The sequence below is a fragment of the Novipirellula caenicola genome (genome assembly GCF_039545035.1).
Classification (GTDB): domain Bacteria; phylum Planctomycetota; class Planctomycetia; order Pirellulales; family Pirellulaceae; genus Novipirellula; species Novipirellula caenicola.
Genome location: NZ_BAABRO010000009.1, coordinates 166,210 through 190,737, shown reverse-complemented (window position 1 = coordinate 190,737; position 24,528 = coordinate 166,210). Strand labels below are relative to the sequence as shown.

Sequence of the window (24,528 nt, the reverse complement as noted above, 5' to 3'; positions counted from 1 at the left end):
CGAAAAACCTGGAAGGAACCCGATACCCGTGAATGGGAAACGGCACGCTCAAGCTGATCAAGCCATTCATAACGCAAGTCCGACGCGAATATCAACGCGACAATTCTCGCTCGACGCCACCGCTGTCGGCAAACGCCCCAAGATGACCTATCGCGGCATCTCGGTGGAAAACGGAGTCGGCAATCTCACCTGTTAAGACGATGCGGATTCTAGCGCCGCGAGCATTCCATTCCACACGTCCGCGATGTCGTGTTCGGTCGTCCGCCAATTCGTCACCGAAATCCGGATCGCCGGTGCGTCAAAATACTCTGTCGGCGTCATGTAAAGCACTCCGCCCGCCTGTACCGCCTGCAGATACGCTTGAATTTGGCCGTGCGCAACATCATTGCCAGCGAGCGTGAACACGATGCCATTCATTCGCACCGGCGCCAGCAAGCGAAACGCGCTGGAGGCATCGATCCGCTTGCCGATCTCCTCGGCGATCTGGCAATTTCGCGTTACGATTTCACGGTACCCGTCGCGACCATACGCCATCAACGTGAACCAGGCGGGTAAGGCGCGGAATCGACGCGAGTTTTCAGGCGTCAGATTCACAAAATTGCTTGGCGACGCGTCCGCTTCGAGATACGCGGCGGAATTCTGAAAAACCTCACGCTGCTGTTGCAGATGACGCGTAAAGATCATCGCGGAATCGTACGGCACATTCAGCCACTTGTGCGCGTCGATGGTGATCGAGTCCGCGCGATCCATCCCCGCAACAAGCGACCGTTTTTCGGGGACGCACGCGGCAAAGCCACCAAAGGCCGCATCCACGTGCAACCACACTCCGAATTCGTGGCACAGATCCGCCAATGCGTCAAGGTCATCGTAGTCGACGCTATTGACGGTCCCCGCACTAGCAACCACCACACACAGGTCGCCGCTTTCGTTTAGCTGCGTCAATCGAGTTCGCATCGCCACCACGTCGACCGCTTCACGCCCCGCAAGCGTTTCAACCCGCTCCAAGCTGTCGCGTCCGAGCCCCAGCATCGCGATCGCTTTATACACGCTCGAGTGAGGCGTTCCGCACAGCACGCGGATGGGCGGCAGTCCCGACATTCCTGATTTAGCAACGTCGACACCGTATCGATGCCCTACCCATTGCCGTGCCGTGGCCAAACCGACAAAGTTCGCCATCGTCGCTCCCGACACAAACACTCCCGCGTGCTCGGACGACAAACCAAACAATTGACGCAGCAGCCCGATCGCGGCCAATTCAATCTGCGGCGCGATCGAATCGCTGGAACCTGTCGCATTTTGGTCGTAGATCGTTGTCAGCCAATCGCCCGCAATACTGGCTGGCGTCGCGCCGCCCGTGACCAACCCAAAGTAGTGAGGGCCCGCAGACCCACTCATCCAATCGGCATACTTTGATTGAAAAAGATCAAGAGTTCCTGTAGCGCCGATACCCTCCTGAGGCAGCGTTTCGGCGTCAGTCGCCGGCGGCACGACCCCTGCGGGCCTGGAACTCGTCGCACTGAGAAAACGGACGCTGTCTTCGAGCACCCTCGTCAAAATTTGCTCAAGACGCTGGTGATCAGCGTGCAGCGTTTCGTACATAAGATTTCGTTGTTTTGGGTTAGACAGATGGGTGCCGAGTGCGAACTCATTGCTACGATTTAGGCAGTTTGATTTCGATTCCGTAGTTTGGCGCAACCGCCATCAACTTCTCGATCTCTTGCTCTGTAGGTGGCAACGCTTCTGCGGAACCCTCGTCAAGTCGCACGCCAACCTCGAAGAACATCTGCTCTAAACCCGCAGGCGCCACCGAAAGAATCATGCGAGCGGTCTTGTCGGTTTCGTTCTTAAAGCTGTGCCGACTGCCCACCGGCATGTTGGCGAATGTGCCTGGCGTGGCAACAATCCTTTCGTCGCCCACGTGGAACGTGATTTCGCCCTCGAGAATGTAGAACGACTCTTCTTCGCGGCTGTGGATATGCGGTGGAGGGCCGCCGCCCGGAGGAACGATCGCTTCCCACATCGCATACTTGCCGCCCGTCTCGTCGCCAGTTGCCAGAAAGCGGTACACGTCACCAACGACCGCGATCGTGCGGCCTTCATTGGCTTTGCGTAACGTTGCCGAGTAATTCATGGTCATTTCGCAATCAAGGTCACTGAAGAGAAAACCGGAGCCTCTTGCTCAGACACGTGAATCTTAACTTCGCCGAGTTGCAATTGACAATCCAGGCGAGGATTTTGGGAAGTAATCCATTTCGTCGCAGTTTACCCAGCAGTAAAATGACGGCGTAAAGAAACCGACGTGGCGTTGCATGGAGTGAATTGTGATGCCGAGCGAAAAGTCAAACGATGCCACCAATGAATCCGCCCCAACGTCGGGGGCGTTGGCATCGACGTTAGACGGATTGCAATTACCGGGATCACCGCTGGCCCCAGTCGCGGAATCGAACCTGCACACGCGAGACCAACAACTCGGCGATTTCCGGTTGCTGCGAGAGATCGGACGCGGTGGCATGGGCGTGGTGTTCGAGGCCGAGCAGGTTTCGTTGCATCGCCGTGTCGCCTTGAAAGTGCTGCGGTTTGCTTCGCTCAGCGATCCCGAGGCAATCGATCGCTTTCGCCGCGAGGCCGAGACGGTGGCGCATTTGCACCACACCAACATCGTCCCGATTTTCTATGTTGGTTTCGAGAAAGGCGTCCACTTTTTTGCGATGGAGTTTATCCAAGGACGCAGTCTGGCCGATGTGCTCGGCGAGACGGCCGAACCGATCGATCCCATGACGGCGATGAACTGGGGCGTCCAAGTGGCCGACGCACTCGCTCATGCGCATCAACGCGGCGTCATCCATCGCGACATCAAACCATCCAACCTGCTACTGGACGACGAGGGCCGAATCTGGCTGACCGATTTTGGTTTGGCCATGCGGCTGGATACCGTGACACTTAGCATGACCGGCGCGGTCATCGGAACGCCGCGTTACATGAGTCCCGAACAGGCTTCGGCATCGCGTCACCGACTGGACCACCGCACCGATCTCTACAGCCTCGGAGCCACGCTGTACGAATTGATGACGGGGCGGCCTGTCTATTTGGCCGAGACGCCTCAGGGGGTGATCGATCAAATTTTGAACCAAGATCCGGTTCCACCTCGCACCTTGTCACCGGCGTTGTCACGTGACATGGAAACGATCTTGCTAAAGTGCCTGGCAAAACAGCCCGAGCAGCGGTACGGCTCGGCCCAATCGCTGGCGGACGATTGCCGAGCGGTTCTCGACGGTCGTCCAATCAAGACGCGTCGAGCGAACTGGATCGAACGAAGTGCACAATGGGCTCGGAAACATCGTCATGCACTGACATTGACCGCTCGTTCGGTCGCAGCGACCGCGGCACTATTGATCGTCGTGTTGTTGTTGATGCAAAGTTATCGTCAAAGCCAACTCGTTCCCGTGTCGTTTACCACCAACACACCTCCGTTGGCGGCGGTCATTCGCGACAACACGGGCGCCCTTGTCACACGCCAAACCGTGCCGACTCAAGAACCGATCGAGATCACCGCAGGTCAGTACCAAGTCCAGATTTCCGGTGAAAGCCGGCTGAGTGAAACCTACGACGTGAATCTGGCTCGAGGTCAATCGCCCAAATTTGAGGTCAACCTCGACGAATCCTTATTGATGCCCCCGCAGGACATTCAAAGCACTTACAAGATTGTGGCGGCGGACGGACATCCATTGATCGTGATGATGGACGAATCGGGGCTACGATGTTTCGACCCACAACGAAATCAACTGCGGTGGACCACCGCACTGGATCACACAAGCCAGCCTCTGCTGAAGCCCACGATCGGTTGGGTTTGGCCATGGAAGCGATTGATGACCAGCAGTCCTTACACCGGCGGAGGCAGCTTCGACCTAAGACCTTACATCGTTAGTCCCGCGGTGGATCTTAACGGCGACGACGTCGAGGACTTTGTCGTGGCCGCACGTCACCAAGCGATCGTGTTCGCGATTTCCGGTTCCGATGGCGAGTTGCTGTGGACCGCTGCAGCGGGGCATGATTTGGAACAAGAAATCAGCAACGATTCGCAGCGTTATCAGCAAGGAGTCCGCAGCAGCGTTTTGTACCCGCCAACGGTGGTCGACGATGCAAACAAAGATGGTATCCCCGATTTCGCCGTGATGATGGCCGAGCAAGCCGATCCATCCGCGAAAGTGCGGCGTTGGCTGCAAACGGTATGCGGACAATCGGGAAAAACAATCTGGCGACTCAACTTTAGCGAGTCCGATTTTGTCACGCCCGCAACGCTGGATGTGCCCGAAAGCGTTCGCTGGTTCTACGGGTCTGCCGCCGCGGCGTCTTCGGTCGGTGGCATCCAGAGCGACTTTTCCCTCAGCGGCGTACGTCGCCAATTGCCTCGGATCGAGCGCACCGGGTATTTCCACCACGTCCCCAGTCCGGCGGTGTTGGCGTCCTGGGACACGTCCACCGCAGTGTCGCCAAAGCGGCTGACCACGATGGTCGGATCGCGTCTGATTGCCTACGACACCGCCACCGGAAGCCCAATCGGCCAACCGATCGATTGCGGAGTGCAACCGAGTCGCACCCCCATCGTGATCGACGTCGATGGGGACGGCGCCGATGAAGTGATTCTGACGCAGAGTTTGCCCGCCATCGGCACGCCGGCGGCCAACCGCCCCCATTCGCGAGTGCGGATCGCCGTGTGGTCACTGACCGAGGCTCGGATGTTGTGGACGTTCGATTCGCAAGCCGAACTGCCGGTCGCTGATTGGATTCAAACGGCGATCGATCCACCGGCGTGGCCGCAGATTGTCGACCTTGATAACGACGGACGATACGAATTGATCTTTCCAAACGGCACGTCCAAAACCAATACGAACAGCGTCCGTGCGTGGGGCGAAATCGAAGTCCGCGATGCGACCACTGGCCAGCGACGATGGAAACGAAGAATCAAGACGATGGACCAACAAGTGGACCATTTCCTGGCTGGTCCCGACATCAACTGCGATGGGATTTCCGATGTGTTCACCGCCACGCTATGGTCACGAAGTTTCGATCTGTATGTCGATGTGTTTTCCGGTCTCGATGGCACGCCTCTGTGGGTAGGACGGCATCCTTTGACGGGACCAACGGAAAGTGCCAGCTATCGACTAGGGCCGCCGCTGTGGTGGAACGCGGGCAGCGACGGTTGGCCTCAGTTCCTGGTCCCAATCCATCCGATGCTGGGCCACGAAAAACCATCACTCGCCGTCGCGTTCTCGGCTGGCACCGGAGATGTAACGCGAGTGGGTTCAAATTTGGTGGCATTCCAAGCCGCTGCGGCGCAGCCGAATGGGATCGAGGACTTGTTCGCGTTCATTCCTCGGCAACCGAACGCCCTTGATGCCGGCGGGACACTGATCGGTTTTCGAGGACAACCACGTGAATTGTGGAATCGGATGGGCGAACGCTGGTCCGCCACCGTCGATTTGAATCAAGACGGTGTCCGTGACCTGACTCGAGTCGAACCCGATGGAACCGTGCACGCCGCCTCGGGGCGTGATGGACGTGCGTTGTGGAAAACGAAACTACCCGAAAAAGACTTGCACCATCTGCGGGTGGTCGCTGCGTTACCACGGCAAGACGGATTCCTCGGTTCGGGATTCCTGGCGGATGACTATCGATTGCATCAGCCCACCGACGACACCGAGCAAACTTTGCAGCCAGCTCCCGGGGACTTTGACCGAGATGGCACCATCGACTTATTGCTGTACGTCAACAATTTAGCCAAGCCAGACCCCAGCGTGCCGCTTTTCGCGATCTCCGGACGCACGGGCCGTCGCCTCTGGGCGGCCGATTTTCAAACACGCTATGTCGCCGGAGTTCACGCAATGGATGTCCGCGACCTCGATGGCGATGGGACCGCCGAGGTGATCTGGGTTGCTGCAAGCGACTGGGGCTTCCCCGAGGACCGCGAGTTTAACATTCACCAAAAACAATTGGGTTTGTTTGTTTTCTCGGGACGTAGTGGACGACGGGTCTGGCACGAACCGCTGACGAAGCGTTACGGGTTGTCCCCCGGCGAATCGATTTCACCAAGCGAGTTTGACCAGGGAACAGTCCCGCTTTGTATTGATGATCTGAATGCCGATGGGGCCCTGGACATCGTCGTCCCCGGCGATGCGGCGATGACGGCGGCGGCATCCGCGATCGGACCGCAGCGTCATGAACTGCGAACGCTCGATGGAAAAACGGGAACCCGACTTTGGCAGACCGCTGTCCCTCCGGCACGCAATCCTCCGTATGCGTTTAGCGAAATGCCACCCGCTGTGGTGATCGATCTCCAGCAAGACAAGACCCCCGAATTGATCACGTTGCATTTTGATATGCCGACCGACGGGCAACGTTCGATCGCCATCGTGCGAGCGTTTTCCGCTGCGGAGGGTCGTGAAATTTGGGCACGTGAGTTCGACGTCTCTGCGGGATGGGGACAAGGTCACGTCGGCGACAACGAGCATCGATATCGTCCGCGAATCATGCCTCTGCGAACCGCCGCGGGACCGCAACGCATCTGCCTACACTGGTTCGATGGCACGCCCCGTGTCATTGTCGTCGATCATCACGGAAAAACGGTCTCGGATTTCCGCGTCGACGCGCCGCCAGGCGTCCTCAGCGGACACAGCCGCGTCGTGGCCTGTGATACAAATGGTGACGACAACGACGAACTCGTCTTGATCCATCAAAACCGTCTCATCGCGATCCGCCCCGAAACACCCGACTCGCCGCTGTGGAAACGCGACTTGATCGCCACCGCGGACGACCAGATCGAAGGCATCTTGCCCGCCTGCCAATCGCATCCCAATCTGATCCTAGCCCATCACCTGTTCGCCCCCGCAGTGCTGTACGCCCTGGATGCCAAAACGGGTGAATTCGTCTGGCGGTTGTCGGTTCCGCCAGCTAAACCGGGGGTCCATCCGTTATTAACCGATCCAGGCCAACTGGCGATGCTGAGTGATTCCAGCCGTGACCACCCTGCTTGGTTTGCCCTTCAAAATCAACTGAATGTCAGTGTGCGTGAGGCCACGATGATGCCGCGATTTGGCGAACTCGCTGCAATGCAGACTCGGGTAAGTGCAAACCTAAACGCTGCAAAGACATCTCCTCGCGAAAGCCAACCACTGCCCTGGAGTCCTCAACCCACCGAACTGGACACCTTGCTGAATCAGATTGCTTGGGCGGTGTTTTACTGCGTGATGTTGATCTACTTGCCCGGCATCTACCTGCTGCGAACGCTTCGGTTGCGGCAATGGAGTTTGCGTTGGCTATTACTTTCGCCACTGGTCGCCGCGATGCCGCTGATTGCGTTGCTGATTGACTCGCCCGTCATCAACAAGGCGGACCTCGTGACCAAGGTCGCTCTTGGGCTGGTTACGTTACCGGCGGTGGTGGCGAGCATCCATTTGTTTCGCTGCTTGTTAACCAAAAAATGGTGGCCGCTGGCCACGTGGCTCACGGTCTCGCTTGCCATTTCGGTGGTAATGGCATCGCTCGCGATCTTTGTCACGCAGCACGCCAGTCCTCATGCGATCGAGCCGGGCGAACATTACACGTCGAGCGGTTGGTGGTTCATTTGGTTCTACGGAGCTTATTTGACAGCCGCACTGTTAACAGGCTGGATCGTCGTGATGGCGATGGTGCACTTGATCAAATCCGCGATGCAGCGAATCCAGAGAACGTAAGTCGGATCGGTGAGACCACAAGGGTGGAAACAGGCGTCGTCCAATCAGCGACGGCGGAAGTGATCGGCGGTAAGCGTTACGGTGCCCATGTCGTTCTCGCCTGCACGAATGTTGTAGCGGAACCGGTTGCGTGGCCAATCCTGTTGCTGGCCGTTCACCTTCACCGAGCCCAGTGGTTTCGTTGCCGCTTCGGCGAACACTCGAAAGGTGAGCTCTTGCTCTGGCAGATCTCGAATGACCAATCGTCCATGTTCGTCACTGACGCCGACATAGCGATGCTGTAACACCACCACATAGGCTTTCATCCAAGGATGAATATTGCACTGAACGGGAAGCGGAGCTGGTTCAGGCAGCTCAAGTTTCATGCGGCGCACTCCGTGCATCGGAACCAGCTGCCCAGAGGGAGAATTGCGAAATACGCTGACGTTAGCGTTATGCCCCACCGAATCAGAATTCGTCAAATTGAGCGTGTCGCCAGCCTGCATCACCACGATGTGCGGATCGAATCGGCAATGCTTGCTGGTTAGCGTATGTGTTCTTTTGAGCGACGGGACCTTTGCAACCTCGCTCCCGCCACGTCCCGTGTCAAGGTAAACGACGACGTTCTTGATCCCACGATCTTGAGGATGGACCAACAGGCTTTCGTCGACCAACCGATGCTGGCCACAGAACGCAGCGTCCTTGTCGACTTGGATCGCCTCCGGCACCGGCAGCTCGCCTTCGTACCGAAAGCGAAGCGTCAAATCACCGCCACTCAAACTCCCCCCGCATGCCACCATCAATGCAAAGGAAATCAATATTCGACGCACGCTGCAGCTCCTCTCTCAGCATCAAATCATGAACGTCTGGCCGAGCCTACTCAATGCATTATAGACAATGCACTCAAGGCAACTCGCAGAACGATGATACGTTCCACCGCCAACATCATCAGCGTTAGCTTCAGTCCTTGATGATTTGCATTATTCGCCAAGTTTGATTCACACGGCGATTGCGACTCGTTCATGAGCGAGCTGGCCAGCTGTCGAAAATGACGGGCCGAAAGTCTTGGCGACTTTCGCTACGCCTCACGTGCCGAATTCCCCAACGCTCACGCAACACAGCCCTCCCACCAGCCCCTAAACTAAAAGCCCCCTCCCTCTCCCCCTCTCCGTGTCTCCCCCTCTCCGTGTCTCCCCCTCTCCGTGTCTCCCCCTCTCCGTGTCTCCGTGTCTCCTCACTCCCCACTCCCCACTCCCCACTCCCCACTCCCCACTCCCCACTCCCCCGCCCATGAAACCGATCGTTCAAATTTCACTCGACCTAACCAACATCGCCGAGGCGATCGAGACCGCGCACTTGGCGATTCGTGCTGGTGTCGATTGGCTCGAAGCTGGCACGCCGCTGATCTTGGCCGAGGGACTGCACGGCGTGCGAGCGCTTCGTAGCGAGTTTCCTGACGTGCCGATCGTTGCGGATCTAAAGACAATGGATGGCGGTTATTTGGAAGCCGAAATGATGGCCGGCGCCGGCGCGACTCATGTTGTCGTGATGGCGCGGGCGCATGAGGAAACCGTTCGCTGTGTCGTCAAAGCGGGAAAAGATTTTGGCGTCCAAGTGATGGGCGACAATATGGTCTGCGACGACATGGTCGCCGGCGCGAAATGGCTCGAAGATCTCGGCTGTGATTTTGTCATCCATCACATCGGCTATGACGAGCGGCGAGGCTTCGCGGCGCGAGGCCAGCGGATGCCAAGTCCCCTGGATCAACTCCGCGAAGTTTGCCAGGCCGTCGAAGTGCCGGTGCAAGCGGTTGGCGGATTGAGTTTAGAACAAGCGATCCAGTGCCCTGCGTTCGGCGCGCCGCTGGTCGTGCTGGGTGCCCCGCTGACGATCGATGCCGATTCGTTTAAAACCGCCGATGGAGATTTGGAATCCTCACTGCGTTTGATCTGCGATGCAGTGCATGGGAAGGGGAAGAAAGTGAGGAGTGAGGAGTGAGGAGTGAGGAGACGGAGACGGGAGACGGGAGAGAGAAGAAAGCGGAAGAGGAAGGGTGGGGAGAGGATGACAGGCTGGCAGCCTGGACTACGTTACTTGAGTGAAAAGTTGGAATCATGAAATCTGCTGCGGTGGTGAACTTTGCTCCTGAAAAAGGATGCGTCGAAATTCGCGAACTCGATCGGCCGGCGATTGGGCCCGACGATGTGCTGCTACAGGTCGCTAACGTTGGCGTCTGTGGCAGCGATCTACACCAGTGGACTGCGGACCACTCGTGGCCCGTCAATTACCCAGTCGTGCTCGGTCACGAATTCGGCGGCAACATTGTTGAACTCGGTGCGAATGTCGATGGCTGGAGCGAAGGTGATCGTGTGGTCAGCGAAACCGCTGCGATCATCGATCAACAAAATCCGATGTCACGCCGGGGACTGTATAACCTCGACCCGACTCGTAAAGGGTTTGGTTACGGTGTGAACGGGGCAATGACCAAATTCGTCCGCGTTCCCTCGCGGATCCTGCATGCCATTCCCGATGCCTTGCCGTTTGAACATGCCTGTCTGACCGAACCCTGCTGCGTCGCCTACAACGCCGTCGTCAAGAACGCTTCGATCGAACCGGGGGACCGCATTGTCGTGCTCGGTCCTGGCACGATCGGAATCCTGTGCGCCGCGATGGCGCGACTGTGTGGTGCCGAAGTCGCAATCGTGGGACTCGAATCCGATCGCCACCGACTCGAAATCGCCGAGCAATATGGCTGCGATGCGATCATTGGCGATGCGAAACCGTGGGCAACCGAGCGTGATGGACTCGGGTGCAACGGAGTGATCGATGCTGCCGGCGCCAGCATCACGCTGCAGATCGCAATGGACTTGGTCCGTCCGGCCGGCTGGATCTCGAAAGTCGGCTGGGGCCCGCAACCACTGGGGTTCAACCTCGATCCACTGGTCCAAAAAAACGTGCGACTGCAAGGCAGTTTCAGTCACAATTGGCCAATCTGGGAACGGGTGATCGCTCTGCTGAGCAGCGGCCAATTGGACGTCAAACCGATCATCGGCGGCGTATGGCCAATCACCCAGTGGCACGAAGCGTTTGAAAAGATGCATCGCGGCGAAGTCGTCAAATCGGTGCTGAAGCCGGTGTAGGGCCTTCGGTAGTGGACGTGGCTACACGTCCCTCCGCGCAGGGCACCGCCCCTCCCCACAGAGCATCGCCACAACGTTCCCCCAGCCGCCAATGCCGCCAGGATCTTTAGCAAGATCCACTACAAATCAACAACACATCATCATCATCCAATCGAGCAATGCCAACACACACACCCAAACTTGCGGCCTTTCCCAAAGCGTTCATGCAGGCACTCTGCAAAGATGGCACGATGAGTGTCAGCGAGTGGATTGAACTCGCTTCGAAACTCGATATCCAGGGGCTGGAGTGGTATGCGGGGTTTCTCGAGATGGCGGACGAATCGAATTGGTCGCGGTTTCGCAAGCAAGTCGAAGACCACGGCAAAGTCATCCCAATGATGTGCTGCTCACCCGACTTTACCCATCCTGACGCCGCGTTTCGAGAGCAAGAAATCGCCAAACAAAAACGCTGGATCGAGATGACTCATGCGTTTGGCGGTTCGTATTGCCGAGTCCTCAGCGGTCAACGGCGGCCCGAGCTGACGATCGACGAAGGTGTCACGTACGCGGTCGATTCGATCCAGGCGTGTTTGCCATTTGCTGCCGATCGCGGGATCACGCTGATCATCGAAAACCACTACAAGGACGACTTTTGGGAATATCCCGAGTTTGCTCAGAAAATGGATATTTTTTGTCAAATCGTCGATCGCATCGACCACCCGCATTTTGGTGTTAACTATGATCCGAGTAACACGTACCTTGCAGGCGAAGATCCGATCGAACTGCTGCGACGAGTTTCGCACCGTGTCGTGACGATGCACGCCAGCGACCGCTATCTGATCGAAGGAACGCTGGAGGACCTGCGACGCGAAGAAGGCGGCGCGGTCGGGTACGCAAAACGACTCAGCCACGGCGAGATCGGCAAAGGGCTGAACGACTACGACGCGATCTTCAGTGAACTGAAACGAGTCGGCTTCGGCGGCTGGATCAGTATCGAAGACGGCGTCGACGGCATGGATCAACTCGCCCGCAGCGTCGAATTCCTGAAACAAAAGATCGCCCAACACTGGCCGTAGTGGACGTGGCTACACGTCCCTTCCAGTATTGGCCCTTCGGTATTAGTCCCTTTCGGCATTGGCCCCTTACAGTATTGATCCCTTCGGTATTGGCCCATTTCAGTACTAGTCCCTTCAGTATCGCCCCCTTCGCCCCCCAGAATCCACGCCACGTTTCCTCCCGTGTTGATACACTCAGTAATCTTTGGCAAGCCCCACGACCTTCCTTCCCCAACGATACCCACCAATGAAACTCGCTCTCTCATTTGCGTTCGCCATTCTCATTTGCACTGCGTCCTACGCGGATACCTCTGAATCGAAAGACACACGCCCCAGCGGTGACGCGACCATCGTCACCCAGATGCCTGGACTGGTTGCATTTTGGACCTTTGGCGAACCCGCGGGCCAGTCGCGGAAATCGATCGGCAGCGAGCAGAGCTATCCGTTAGCCGAAGTCGACGGACCGATCAACCGAGTCGAAGGCGGTCCTTTTTCAGGCTACGCCGCGAACTTGAATGGCAAACAGTACTTCAAAATCCCGTATGCCGAGACGGGTGATTTGAACATTCATGGTCCTGAGGCCCAAGTCAGCATGTTTGCGGTCGTCAACATCCACAACTTGCGTCAGAGCCGGACGATCGCAGGGATGTGGAGCGAAGGGAAAGGAGCGAACGACGATTCGGGAACGCGGCAATACGCGATGTTAATGAACATGCCAACTTACGGCGGCCCAAACCAATTGGTACCTCACATCTCTAGCGAAGGCGGAGTGACGCGGCGTGCCGACGGCAGTGCGTTTCCGTGGTGTGCCGATTACGCAGCGACCCGGCAAACCGTGCCCACCGATCGCTGGTGCACATTGGGGTTCACCTATGACGGCGACTACATTCGCGCGTACATCAACGGCGTGCTCGACAAACGAGAACTCGACGCGGCGAAAGACCGACGCAATGATCGCTACTTCACCAGTGAAGGACCTGATGGCAAAGACCGCGGGATGAACCCGTATTATCACGGCCGAGGCATTTTTGGTTACGACGCGGAAAAGCATGCCAAAACCAAACCCGGAGGCGGATCGGACTTCACCGTCGGCGCTCGTTACGCCGTCGGGTCGTTCACACGCGAAGCAACGATCGGTCGCTTCGGAGGCCTCGCCGTCTTCGATCGAGCGATCAGCGACGCCGAGATGATGAAGCTGCATCAAGCCGCCAACATCAACGCATTAAATTCAAAAGAATCCTCCACCACCCCTCGCTAACGAATCTTCCCAAAAGAGTTGCCGTACTGAACCAATGCAAGTCAAGCGTAGCGGAAGTCGTCAACGGCTTGTTGTTTTAGTCGTACGATGGACTTCCTAGTCCGTCGAATGCGCCAACCACATCGAGACGCTTGACACAACATTGAGCAACTGAGGCGTGACGCGTAAGCGGCCGGGTCTCACGCGCCACCCGGTGCCTTACGGCCCACGGCTCACCACTGTGATTCACCCTTCACCTGGATTGCCAGATCGTTAAAGCAGCACGTTAATCCTAACCGCATCGAAACTCTTGACGAGTTCCGCTACCTGATACGAAAACGCGACCGAAAGTAGCGGAAGTCGTCAAGACTTTCGTCGGGTACACTAAACGCCCCGAGACGCTTGACACAATGTGAAACAACTGAGCCGTGACGCGTAAGCGGCCGGGTCTCACGCGCCACCCGGTGCCTTACGGCCCACGGCTCACCACTGCGATTCATACTTCACCTAGATTGCCAAATCGTTAAAGCAGCACGTTAATCCTAACCGCATCGAAACTCTTGACGAGTTCCGCTACCTGATACGAAAACGCGACCGAAAGTAACGGAAGTCGTCAACGGCTTGTTGTCTTTGTCGTACGATGGACTTCCTAGTCCGTCGAATACACCAACCACAATGAGACGCTTGAAAGAACGTTGAACAACTGAGCCGTGACGCGTAAGCGGCCGGGTCTCACAAATTACCCGGTGCCTTACGGCCCACGCCTCACCACTGCGATTCACACTTCACCTGGATTGCCAGATCGTTGACGAAGCACATGAACACTGACCCCATCGAAACTCTTGACGAGTTCCGCTACCTGATACGAAAACGCGACCGAAAGTAGCGGAAGTCGTCAACGGCTTGTTGTCTTAGTCGTACGATGGACTTCCTAGTCCGTCGGATACACCAACCACATCGAGTCGCTTGACAGAACGTTGAACAACTGAGCCGTGACGCGTAAGCGGCCGGGTCTCACCACTAGGATTCACACTTCACCTGGATTTCCAAATCGCTAGAGCAGCACGTTAATCCTGACTGCTTCGAAACTCTTGACGAGTTCCGCTACCTGATACCAAAACGCGACCGAAAGTAGCGGAAGTCGTCAAGACTTTCGTCGGGTACACTAAACGCCCCGAGACGCTTGACACAACGTTGATCAACTGAGCCGTGACGCGTAAGCGGCCGGGTCTCACGCGCCACCCGGCGTCTCACGCCCCACGGCTCACCACTGCGATCCACACTTCACCTGGATTGCCAGATCGTTAAAACAGCACGTTAATCCCCACCGCATCGAAACTCTTGACGAGTTCCGCTACCTGATACCAAAACGCGACCGAAAGTAACGGAAGTCGTCAACGGCTTGTTGTCTTAGTCGTACGATGGACTTCCTAGTCCGTCGAATGCGCCAACCACATCGAGTCGCTTGCCAGAACGTTGAACAACTGAGCCGTGACGCGTAAGCGGCCGGGTCTCACGCGCCACCCGGTGCCTCACGGCCCACGGCTCACCACTGCGATTCACACTTCACCTGGATTGCCAGATCGTTAAAACAGCACGTTAATCCCCACCGCATCGAAACTCTTGACGAGTTCCGCTACCTAGTACCAAAACGCGACCGCAAGTAGCGGAAGCCGTCAACGGCTTGTTGTTTTAGTCGTACGATGGACTTCCTAGTCCGTCGGACACACCAACCACATCGAGACTTTTGACACAACGTTGAACAACTGAGCCGTGACGCGTAAGCGGCCGGGTCTCACGCGCCGCCCGGTGCCTTACGGCCCACGGCTCACCACTGCGAATTGCATTTCAATTAAATTAACAGACTCTTGACACGCTCCAGCAAAACCTAACCCCATCGAAACTCTTGACGAGTTCCGCTACCCAATACGAAATCTCTGCTGAAACTCTTGACGAGTTCCGCTACCCAGTACCAAAACGCTACCATGATGAAACGACGAACTTTCCTACAGTCCAGCTTGGCTGCGACTCTGACGACATCGCTGGCGAGCCCTGCGTTCGCTGCCCAATCGAAACGCCCTCGCATTCTGCTACGTTCATCATGGCAGGTGGTCAACATTGGCGACATCGCTCATACGCCTGGCGTGTTGGCGTTAATCGAAAAACACCTGCCCGACGCCGAGGTCATCCTGTGGGCTTCGGGCGATTTGACCGATGAGGTCGCCGCGATGGAACACGGGCGATTTCCAAATTTGAAGATCGTCAAAGGCTCGATCCGCGGCGATGGCACCGCGTCTAGCGCCGAGCTGCAAGACGCGATCAAATGGTCCGAATTTTTGCTGCACGGATCAGGCCCGTCCCTGGTCGCCGCTCGCGATGTCGCGGCCTACGTCAAACACACCGGCAAACCGTTTGGCGTCTACGGGATCACTCACGGTTCATTCTTGTCCGGTGATGACAAGGAACTGCTCAGTAAAGCGAAGTTCGTATTTTTTCGTGATTCGGTGTCGTTAGCACTGGCAAAAGAACAAGGCGTCGATTGCCCGGTGATGGAGTTTGGGCCGGACGGTGCATTCGCTTGTGATTTGCGTGACGACGCCGCCGCCACTGCGTTCCTCAAAGCCAATGGCCTCGAAGAAGGCAAATTCCTGTGTTGTCAGTCGCGATTGCGATACACACCGTACTGGACGATCCCCAGCAAGAAACGCGACATCGATCCCAAGCGGCATGCGCATAACGAAGCGATGAAGGAGCGTGATCACGCACCGATCCTAGAGTCGATTATCCGCGTGGTTCGCGAAACCGATTTAAAAGTCCTGCTGTGTCCCGAGGACATGACGCAGATGAAGGTGGGCAAAGAAAACTTGTACGACAAGCTGCCTGCGGATGTGAAACCGCGAGTCGTATGGCGAGAGAACTTTTGGCTGACCGACGAAGCACTGAGCGTTTATGTACGCAGTGCAGGACTGTTTGGCAGCGAGATGCATTCACCGATCATGGCAGTCGGCAACGGCATCCCCGCGATCGTATGCCGGTTCGCCGAGCAGACGAGCAAAGGGTTCATGTGGCAAGACATCGGACTGGGGGATTGGCTGTTCGACCTTGACGACGAAGATCAATCCGCAAAGATCCCCGACGCCGTCGTCGCAATGGCCAGCGACTTTGCAGCGGCGAAAGCCAAGACCGAGGCGGCCCGTCAATTCGTACAGAAGCGGCAACGCGAAACGATGCAGGTCCTAGCAAACCAGTTCATCTAACCGCCCGTGGTGGATCTTGCTAAAGATCCCTCCAGCAAAGGAGGGTCGGTTTCCGCAGGCCTTACCTAGCGGTGCGGCGCAAGCCGCCCGGTCACGACGAGCCCCAGCGTTCTTCCTGCCACTCATCTATTCTTCCCACAGACGACATTCGATTAGCCAAAAACAGAAAGTTTGGTGCGACAGAAAAATTCTCTGATCGCCACGATAGCTCTTTCATTTTCCTGTCATCTATTTTCCTGTAAATCCCGACCGCGCAATCCTCCTCGATCACGAACAACCGCAGAAGATTAAGAAGGGTGCATCCAGCAAATCGTTGCCGGATGACGCTGGTTTTATTTAGCGGTGCGGCGCAAGCCGCCCGGTCGCAGCGAGTAAAAACGGACGACTCAAACCGCCCGGATCGCGACGAGCCCGGCTGTCTCTCTCGCACTCACCGTTTCCTCCTGCAGCCAACGTTCGATTGGCCAAAGACAGAAATATTGGTGCGACAGAAAAATTCTCTGATCGCCACGATAGCTCTTTCATTTTCCTGTCATCTATTTTCCTGTAAATCTCGACCGCGCAATCCCCCGCCTCGCTCACGAGCAGCCGTAGAAAATCAAGAAGGGTGCGTCCACCAAATCGCTGCCGGATGACGCCGGTTTACCTAGCGGTGCGGCGCAAGCCGCCCGGTCACGGCGAGTAAAACGGACGCATCAAACCGTCCGGATCGCGACGAGCCCGGCAGTCCTTCTGCCGCTCACATATTCTTCCCGCAGCCGACGTTCGATTAGCCAAAGACAGAAAGATTGGTGCGACAGAAAAATTCTCTGATCGCGACGATAGCTTTTTCATTTTCCTGTCATCTATTTTCCTGTAAATCCCGACCGCGCAATCCCTCGACTCGCTCACGAACAACCGAAGAAGATTAAGAAGGGTGCATCCAGCAAAGCGCTGTCGGATAACGCCGGTTTATTTAGCGGAGCGGCGCAAGCCGCCCGGTCGCGACGAGCCCAGCAGTTCTTCTGCCGCTCACATATTCTTCCCGCAGCCGACGTTCGATTGGCCAAAGACAGAAAAATTGGTGCGACAGAAAAATTCTCTGATCGCGACGATAGCTTTTTCATTTTCCTGTCATCTTATTTTCCTGTAAATCCCGACCGAGCAATCCCTCGACTCGCTCACGAACAACCGTAGACGAGTAAAAGGAGTTTGTATCGTGCTCTAAAGTGTACAGACGCATCGCATTGCACACGGCCACTCTCGCAACCTGCGATTTTCATGCCGTTGCACCCGCACTCAGCGATGACGAGCACGCCAGTCGGATCGACGACAACGTTTGCCCCCATTTCGCTTCTCCTCACTCATCTCAGGGGCTACAATCGAGACGGATCGAAAACACGTCCATCGGATTCCATGATCAACCTCGCTGTCGCAACATGCTTCGAGTCAACTCCATGAATGCCGCAGGCTCTCCTCCGCAAAGCAGCGACGACATCCTGGCCTCGTCCAGCGAATCATCGCGAAATGGACCGTGTTTTGTTGCCGTTCCGGTGCAGACGCAAGCTTTAGTTTCGCCTAATCCGCGTCCTCGTCGTTACAAATCGTTTTTAGCTTCGACCCTTGTTCACCTCGTTCTGTTGTTAGCACTCGCGCTGACAATCGCTGCACCCGCTGAAGTGGAAACGCTTGTACTTAAGACGCGACTGGACAACCGATCTCCCCATGTACCGCTGACGCGTATCGAGCCTCTACCGGAGACACCACTGGAAGTCCTGGAGCTCCGTGAGTCGAAAGTGGATGTGGATCTGAGTCCCAAAATCAACGACGTGGAACTACCAAATGTGTCATCCGCCTCGTCACTCCCAGCCGCTGTGGCATGGCCCATGAAGCTACCGACATTGCGATTGATCCCAATTACTTCTCAGGCCGCTGTTGCGGACTCGCAGCACGGCTCGCAAGGTGAAGCACAAGGCGACAGCGGAGCCGAAGCGGACACAGGAACGGGTGAAGCTCCAGGAGGGGCAGGATACTTTGGCATTCCGATCAATGGCGGAAAGATCATGTTTGTCGCCGACGCATCAGGCAGCATGCAGAGGGCATTGGGGCTGACGCGGACGGAAGACAAACTCGCAGAAGCCCGCAGGATAGGCCTCGATGCAAAAGATCAAAAATTATTCATGCGAGATCCTCGCGAACTGGGATATCCTTCGCGATGGCAGAAACTCACCAACGAATTGACCGCCTCCTTAGAATCGCTCAATCCGGGTGTCGAATTTGGGATCGTCTTCTTTGGAAGCAATCTCGACACATTCGCAGCAGGCCTGCAAATTGCCACTCCCGAGAACAAGCAACGCGGGATCCATTGGGTGCAGCAATATCGCCCCGCAGGCGGCACCGATCCATTTCCTGCCGTCGCGCAGGCACTCTCGATGCAACCTGACGAGATCTTTGTCTTGACCGATGGCGAGTTCGCTCCGAAAGCAGCGGACCGCATCAGCGAACTCAACTCGACCCGCACCAGCAAGGCTCGCATCCACGCCATCGCGATGGGCGACACAAAAACAACCGATGCGCTTCAGCGTCTAGCGAAAGAAAACGACGGAGAGTTCGTGTTTGTTCGTCGCTAGTCACCTCGCTCGAGCGCAGGTGACTGCTGATCTAGTAGCATTGATTGCAGGCCGGAGGCCGATACACCCTCTGCCGGTAGCGTAAGCTACCGGTCAGGAGAGACGGAAAAACATAGCCCGGAGGGCGACACATCGGCTGCCAGCGTGTCGGCCTCCGGCCTGTGCGCTTGCTACTAAATCAGCAGTCACCGCAGCTAGGAAGAGGTAACGAAAAAACGTCTCCCAAAATCTTGATTTGCTTCTTCAGTTGCGATACCTTGCATCCGTTGGCGAGTTGCATTCCCCCTTTCTCAACGATCACACTACACCAAATTGATGAGATTCCGTGATGCGGACAACCATATCTGGATCAATCACGTGCCCATTGATCATTCTTTTGCTAGGTTTTCCAAGCGTCTTGGCCGACGATGCCACGCTGAAAAAGGACGCGGATAAAGAAACGCACCCTCTACAAGATCGAGTTTTCGAATACGCTCGAAACTATCTCTTGGCGGCGGAAGAAGTCAACAAAGACTATGCCTGTTGGATCGATTGTGAAATCCAGGGTGTCGGACCGCATAGGCCCGGGCCCGTTTCGGAAAAACAAACGTTCATTTTTGCCGCGAACAAAAAGAACGATTGGAAGTATTGGGCGAGCACTTCCAATGACAGCGTCGATGCTCGGATTCCCTATTGGGAGCAGGTGCTGTCAACGGGGCTGCACAAGAAGATGCGGCGGGGAATCTCTTCGCATATGAATGTTCGCAACAGCGAAAACAAACAGGAGGTAAAACCAACCGTCCCGTATCGCTCCCCCTTCTATCTGTCTCTCGTACGCTACTCGACGTTTGCCAGTCATCCTGTTGATGAAGATTATGTATCGCGAATGCTGTTTGAAGTATGTGAATTGATTGATGCAGAATACGACAAGGATTCTGGAGACATGGTTGCAACCTGGCGACGACAATTCCATGGTTTGGCGAGTGAATTCACCATCCGTTTTGCGAAAGACGAAGGTTACCTGCCGACCCGATCAGTCTATACGCTTGTACGTGAAGAGTCGCGTCGCGTTTTCTCTCTCTGTGAAACAAAGTGGGAACGCAATGGCTCACATCGCGTTCCCGTCTCCTATCGCGTCATGGATGAAGACGCTTCCGGAAAAACGCATTATGAGTACGAATTTGCACTCGAGTGGAAAACGGGCGAGGACAATCCCGACATGTACCCCGAAACGTCGGTTCACGATTGGCGACTGGGATACTGCAAACTCTTCAAACGAAAGTGCTACGATCAGGGGCAAGTGGATGATGACCGACGCGCGTTGACGGATTTCATGTTCAGTGAGAAACTCCGTGAAGACAGCGAGAAAAGCTCTGATTGACCAGCCCAGCGGCAGCTGGCGAGCAATGGAAATTGCGAAATCGCGGCCCTTGCCATAGCGTCCTCCCGTCAACTCACTTCTTAATCCTAATCTTACTCGTAATCATAATCCCGTCCGAGCAAGCTCCCTCTCGCTCACGCGCAACCGAAGGAGATTAAGAAGGGTGCGTCCGGCGGAGCGTTGCCGGTTTTATCTAGCGGTGCGACTCAAACCGCCCGGTCGCGGCGAGCCCCAGCGGTCTCTCTCGCACTCACCGTTTCCTCCCGCAGCCAACGTTCGATTGGCCAAAGACAGAAAAATTGGTGCGACAGAAAAATTCTCTGATCGCCACGATAGCTCTTTCATTTTCCTGTCAATTCATTTTCCTGTAAATCCCGACCGCGCAATCCCCTCGCCCGCTCGCGAGAAACCGAAGAAAATTAAGAAGGGTGCATCCGGCGGAGCGTTGCCGGTTTTATCTTGCGGTGCGACTCAAACCGTCCGGTCGCGGCGAGCCCCGACTGTCTCTCTCGCACTCACCGTTTCCTCCTGCAGCCAACGTTCGATTGGCCAAAGACAGAAAAATTGGTGCGACAGAAAGATTCACTGATCGCCACGATGGCTTTTTCATTTTCCTGTCATCTATTTTCCTGTAAATCCCGACCGAGCAAATCCCCCGCCTCGCTCACGAGCAGCCGTAGCAGATTAGGATTATGAACGGGTTTATCCAGCAAAGGGCGGTCGGTTACCGCGATGGGCGTGATCAACCATCGCAGGAACTCACATGGACCTCGCGATGGCGAAGCCGCCCACACACTGTCCAAGCGACTCGGTTGCGTGCGATCGCTAACCGCCTCCCAAAGATGGCTTGCAACCACTCACCTTTTGTTCAATCCAGACAATGCAAAACACCAACCCCTACGCATCGCCCCCGATCGATGTCGACTCGTTGGCAAAGAGGCGGCGGGCGATTCAAGTTGGCAACCAGGAGATCCACACGGTGATCGTGGAGACGTCACTCCTGCGAGGGCTGCAAACACACGTCGTTGACGCCGCAGGCAACGCGACGCCGGTCCAGCGAGGAACGTGTCGCATGCAAATTGGTGAGCGAGAAGTACATCAAGTCGAAGTCGAACTGGACGCGTCACAACGAGTTAACGTGCTGGTCGATGGCAAGCGGGTTTCTGAAGACCTGTTTCCTCGCATGCGGGCCACGATCTTTGCCGTCGTCATCGTCTTCATGCTGTTCACCAGTGTGACAATAGCCTTGGCGATGTTCCTGTTTACCTGACCGGTGGCGGATGGAACAACCCTCGTGTTCTCGCTCTAACCCGCGACGCGCATCGCAACGTGCAGAAGCCCCGGTGAGGTGGTAACCTGATTCCGGTTGCGTCGGGTTCGATATGCCGGTGCGGCACATGCCGCCCGGTCGCAGCGAGAAAAACCGAGGATCCAAACCGGACGGCTCGCGCCGTTCCGCTACTAAAGTCGATCGCAACGGGCGTCTCTCTTTCGCTGCACATCTCTTTCGGTAGCCAACGTTCGTTAAGCTATAGACAGGAAAATTGGTGCGACAGAAAGTTTCTCTGATCGCGACAATAGCTTTTTTATTTTCCTGTCAATTCATTTTCCTGTAAATCCCGACCGCGCAATCCTCTCGCCCGCTGGCGACCAACCGACGAAGATTAAGAAAGGTGTGTCCGGCAAAGCGTTACCGGTTTTGTCTAGCGGTGCGGCGCAAGCCGCCCGGTGGCAGTGAGTAAAACCGAGGATTCAAACCGGACGGCTTGCGCCACTTCGCTACTAAAGTCGATCGCAACGGGCGTCTCTCTTTCGCTGCACATCTCTTTCGGTAGCCGACGTTCGTTAAGGTATAGACAGAAAGATTGGTGCGACAGAAAAATTCTCTGATCGCGACGGGGGCTTTTTCCATTTTCCTGTCAATTCATTTTCCTGTAAATCCCGACCGAGCAATCTCCGCTCCCTCACGAGAAACCAAATGTGAATCAGATCATGATCCCTGAATCCAAAACTGCGCCAACTGCCTCAAGCGATCAGATCAATGTAATCTTGCTGCATTGTCTCGTAACAGTCGTGCAGCCTCGTCGACAGTACGATCGATGATCGTCTTGGCGGACTCAAGTGACCGAACTAAACCAACCGCCTCGCCACCGCTGATATCCATCACACTGGAATCCCCTTGTCCCGCCGCAACTTCGAGTTCGTGTTGCAATTCCGTTCGCAAGGCGTCGATTTCGTTGGCCCGACCCTCCCATTTGCTGTTGAACGCATTTCGAACGACGCGATCGGCGATGCCGTTTGGAAACTCCGCGCCGCGTATTTGATCGTATACGGCAGTTCGAATCGTGTCGTCCGTGCCGGCGGCCAGCAGGGGTGTTTGTTCCCACGAACCGCCACCCCACTGGTGACTAGCAACAAACCGAGTCCCCATCGAAACCCCCACCGCTCCCAACATCAACGCGGCGGCTAGCCCTCGTCCATCCGCGATTCCACCCGCCGCAAGCACCGGTAGACTACCGACGGCGTCAACCACCGCGGGAACAAATGCCATGGTTCCCAGGGTTCCCGTGTGTCCACCCGCTTCGCCTCCCTGGGCGATGATGGCGTCGACACCCGCATCGGCAGCCCGCTTCGCCTGCTCCAGACTTTGAACCTGGGCGAATAACCGAATGCCACAGTCTCGTGCTGCCTTGACGTAGGCAGTGGGATCGGAGAACGAGTGATTGATGACCGCAACTCGCTCATCCAAAGCGACTTGCACCAGTTCATCAATGTTTGAGAACGATGAGACAAAACCGACACCAAACGGCCGATCCGTTAATGCTCGCGTGCTGCGGATCTGCTGCCGCAACCACTCGGCACCGCCGCGGGTTGTCCCGCCGATCATTCCCAATCCACCGGCATTGGACACGGCGGCCGCGAGCTCCGCAGCCGCCGTGCGACTCATCGGCGCATTCAGGATTGGATGTTCAATTCCCAATAGGTCGCACAGAGAGGTGCGTATCATGATTCACAACCAGGGTTGGAAAACCTCGAAGCATTGCACAGCGACATTGCCGTGCATGATGGATGACGCTCCGCTGTGAGCTTACATCGCTCAAGCGGTGTGACAAGGTCGGTTCATGCGTGGCCAAATTGTTTGCGATCGTCATCCGATTTCTCACGCACGAGCGAAGGTGGCTGTATTGAAGGGCGGGGAGATGCTGAACGCGTTTGACGCCGCTAAGATAAAGGACAAATCCTTGCACATTTTCTGCTGGATATGAACCAACACCTAGGTCCGACTTCCATGAGTTTTTCACGATCAATTCGTCGCTTAAAATGGACCGGTTTGGTCGTTGTTGCGGTCTCCTGCCTATCGGCATTGGCAGAGGATCCGGAAACCGAGCCGAGTGCGGCATACGTTGCAAAAATGCAAGCTGTCGTCGATTTCCTGGAAACAGAGCTGAAAACCGCAACCGACTTATTGGAACGTCAGTCCAGTTCCGAAGCGGAGGTCGACCTGGCTCGTGATCAAACGCGAAAAGCACAATTTCTTCAAGACGGCTATCTGGCGGACGAATTGTGCATCGCCGCGATGAACTTCTAGCGATGAATCCTTCCAACACCCGCCATCGTAATCCTACTCGTAATCTCAATCCCGTCTGAGCAATATTCCTGCTCGATCACGAGCTACGAAAGACGATTAAGATCAAGATTGAGAAGGATAAATTCCGCGAAGGATGGCCGGATGACGCTGCACATATCTTCCTGCAGCCGACGTTCGATTAGACAAAGACAGAAAAATTGGTGTGACAGAAAAATTCCCTGATCGCCACGATAGCTTTTTCATTTTCCTGTCATCTATTTTCCTGTAAATCCCGACCGCGCATTCCCACGCCCGCTCGCGGGCAACCGAAGAAGATTAAGAGTAGTACTAAGACTAGGAAAGGTGCATCTGGCAAAACGCTGCTGCTTGCGTCTGGTTCGATCTAGCGGTGTTGCGCAAGCCGCCCGGTTACGCCGCTTCGCTACCAAAACCGATCGCGACAGCCCGCCGCCCAAGACAAATCGCAGTAGAAAACCAAGTTGCCCGGCAGTCTTCCAGACACTCAACTTTGCTTCCTGCAGTCAACGTTCGATTAGATGAAGACAGAAAAATTGGTGCGACAGAAAAATTCGCTGATCGCCACGATAGCTTTT

15 protein-coding genes are annotated in these 24,528 nt (G+C 56.0%); 11 read left to right on the top strand and 4 right to left on the bottom strand.

Annotation, left to right across the window (positions count from 1 at the left end):
* The first annotated feature begins 28 nt into the window (after positions 1-28).
* Entirely contained in the window at positions 29-196 is a 168-nt protein-coding gene (locus ABEA92_RS17945) for a hypothetical protein (protein WP_345685221.1), read from the top strand.
* On the opposite strand, the gene ABEA92_RS17940 is transcribed toward ABEA92_RS17945, so the two are convergent.
* Positions 193-1,599, bottom strand: a complete 1,407-nt coding sequence (locus tag ABEA92_RS17940; protein ID WP_345685220.1) for a pyridoxal phosphate-dependent decarboxylase family protein — start codon at positions 1,597-1,599, stop codon at positions 193-195. The genes ABEA92_RS17945 and ABEA92_RS17940 overlap by 4 nt on opposite strands.
* A gap of 52 nt (positions 1,600-1,651) precedes the next feature.
* Positions 1,652-2,131, bottom strand: a complete 480-nt coding sequence (locus tag ABEA92_RS17935) for a cupin domain-containing protein (protein ID WP_345685219.1) — start codon at positions 2,129-2,131, stop codon at positions 1,652-1,654.
* A gap of 193 nt (positions 2,132-2,324) precedes the next feature.
* Here ABEA92_RS17935 and ABEA92_RS17930 point away from each other — a divergent pair, with 193 nt between their 5' ends.
* Positions 2,325-7,730 carry a serine/threonine-protein kinase gene (locus ABEA92_RS17930; RefSeq protein WP_345685218.1) on the top strand — a complete coding sequence of 1,802 codons (5,406 nt, stop codon included), beginning with the start codon at positions 2,325-2,327 and terminating at the stop codon, positions 7,728-7,730.
* Between the two features lie 44 nt (positions 7,731-7,774).
* On the opposite strand, the gene ABEA92_RS17925 is transcribed toward ABEA92_RS17930, so the two are convergent.
* Entirely contained in the window at positions 7,775-8,539 is a 765-nt protein-coding gene (locus ABEA92_RS17925; RefSeq protein ID WP_345685217.1) for a cupredoxin domain-containing protein, read from the bottom strand.
* 460 nt (positions 8,540-8,999) lie between these two features.
* Between ABEA92_RS17925 and ABEA92_RS17920 the strand changes: the two genes are divergently transcribed.
* The 8 genes from ABEA92_RS17920 to ABEA92_RS17885 all read left to right on the top strand — a co-directional run bounded on the left by ABEA92_RS17920 (position 9,000) and on the right by ABEA92_RS17885 (position 21,616).
* Positions 9,000-9,707, top strand: coding sequence for an orotidine 5'-phosphate decarboxylase / HUMPS family protein (locus tag ABEA92_RS17920; protein WP_345685216.1), 708 nt, complete (start codon positions 9,000-9,002; stop codon positions 9,705-9,707).
* Positions 9,708-9,823: 116 nt separating this feature from the next.
* Complete coding sequence (locus tag ABEA92_RS17915; RefSeq protein ID WP_345685215.1) at positions 9,824-10,849, top strand: zinc-binding dehydrogenase; 1,026 nt, start codon at positions 9,824-9,826, stop codon at positions 10,847-10,849.
* A gap of 158 nt (positions 10,850-11,007) precedes the next feature.
* On the top strand, positions 11,008-11,904 hold the full coding sequence (locus tag ABEA92_RS17910; protein WP_345685214.1) for a sugar phosphate isomerase/epimerase family protein: 897 nt from the start codon (positions 11,008-11,010) through the stop codon (positions 11,902-11,904).
* A gap of 226 nt (positions 11,905-12,130) precedes the next feature.
* Complete coding sequence (locus ABEA92_RS17905; protein ID WP_345685213.1) at positions 12,131-13,141, top strand: hypothetical protein; 1,011 nt, start codon at positions 12,131-12,133, stop codon at positions 13,139-13,141.
* Positions 13,142-15,105: 1,964 nt separating this feature from the next.
* Positions 15,106-16,377, top strand: a complete 1,272-nt coding sequence (locus tag ABEA92_RS17900) for a polysaccharide pyruvyl transferase family protein (RefSeq protein WP_345685212.1) — start codon at positions 15,106-15,108, stop codon at positions 16,375-16,377.
* Positions 16,378-17,813: 1,436 nt separating this feature from the next.
* A complete protein-coding gene (locus tag ABEA92_RS17895) occupies positions 17,814-18,986 on the top strand; it encodes a vWA domain-containing protein (RefSeq protein ID WP_345325871.1) in 1,173 nt (390 codons plus the stop codon).
* A 376-nt stretch (positions 18,987-19,362) separates the two neighbouring features.
* Positions 19,363-20,346 (top strand): hypothetical protein, encoded by a 984-nt coding sequence (locus ABEA92_RS17890; RefSeq protein ID WP_345685211.1) that lies wholly within the window; start codon positions 19,363-19,365, stop codon positions 20,344-20,346.
* A gap of 880 nt (positions 20,347-21,226) precedes the next feature.
* Positions 21,227-21,616, top strand: a complete 390-nt coding sequence (locus tag ABEA92_RS17885) for a hypothetical protein (protein ID WP_345685210.1) — start codon at positions 21,227-21,229, stop codon at positions 21,614-21,616.
* Between the two features lie 768 nt (positions 21,617-22,384).
* On the opposite strand, the gene ABEA92_RS17880 is transcribed toward ABEA92_RS17885, so the two are convergent.
* The gene (locus ABEA92_RS17880; RefSeq protein WP_345685209.1) at positions 22,385-23,353 is read right to left on the bottom strand and encodes an NAD(P)H-dependent flavin oxidoreductase; all 969 of its coding nucleotides are present in this window, start codon (positions 23,351-23,353) and stop codon (positions 22,385-22,387) included.
* A gap of 282 nt (positions 23,354-23,635) precedes the next feature.
* Between ABEA92_RS17880 and ABEA92_RS17875 the strand changes: the two genes are divergently transcribed.
* Positions 23,636-23,935, top strand: coding sequence for a hypothetical protein (locus tag ABEA92_RS17875; RefSeq protein WP_345685208.1), 300 nt, complete (start codon positions 23,636-23,638; stop codon positions 23,933-23,935).
* The last annotated feature ends 593 nt before the right edge of the window (positions 23,936-24,528 follow it).

What these genes read in the sequence shown, in the direction of transcription:
- ABEA92_RS17940 (WP_345685220.1), bottom strand. Translation starts at nt 1,599, where the DNA reads ATGTACGAAACGCTGCACGCTGATCACCAGCGTCTTGAGCAAATTTTG.
- ABEA92_RS17935 (WP_345685219.1), bottom strand. Translation starts at nt 2,131, where the DNA reads ATGAATTACTCGGCAACGTTACGCAAAGCCAATGAAGGCCGCACGATC.
- ABEA92_RS17930 (WP_345685218.1), top strand. Translation starts at nt 2,325, where the DNA reads ATGCCGAGCGAAAAGTCAAACGATGCCACCAATGAATCCGCCCCAACG.
- ABEA92_RS17920 (WP_345685216.1), top strand. Translation starts at nt 9,000, where the DNA reads ATGAAACCGATCGTTCAAATTTCACTCGACCTAACCAACATCGCCGAG.
- ABEA92_RS17915 (WP_345685215.1), top strand. Translation starts at nt 9,824, where the DNA reads ATGAAATCTGCTGCGGTGGTGAACTTTGCTCCTGAAAAAGGATGCGTC.
- ABEA92_RS17910 (WP_345685214.1), top strand. Translation starts at nt 11,008, where the DNA reads ATGCCAACACACACACCCAAACTTGCGGCCTTTCCCAAAGCGTTCATG.
- ABEA92_RS17905 (WP_345685213.1), top strand. Translation starts at nt 12,131, where the DNA reads ATGAAACTCGCTCTCTCATTTGCGTTCGCCATTCTCATTTGCACTGCG.
- ABEA92_RS17900 (WP_345685212.1), top strand. Translation starts at nt 15,106, where the DNA reads ATGATGAAACGACGAACTTTCCTACAGTCCAGCTTGGCTGCGACTCTG.
- ABEA92_RS17895 (WP_345325871.1), top strand. Translation starts at nt 17,814, where the DNA reads ATGAATGCCGCAGGCTCTCCTCCGCAAAGCAGCGACGACATCCTGGCC.
- ABEA92_RS17885 (WP_345685210.1), top strand. Translation starts at nt 21,227, where the DNA reads ATGCAAAACACCAACCCCTACGCATCGCCCCCGATCGATGTCGACTCG.
- ABEA92_RS17880 (WP_345685209.1), bottom strand. Translation starts at nt 23,353, where the DNA reads ATGATACGCACCTCTCTGTGCGACCTATTGGGAATTGAACATCCAATC.
- ABEA92_RS17875 (WP_345685208.1), top strand. Translation starts at nt 23,636, where the DNA reads ATGAGTTTTTCACGATCAATTCGTCGCTTAAAATGGACCGGTTTGGTC.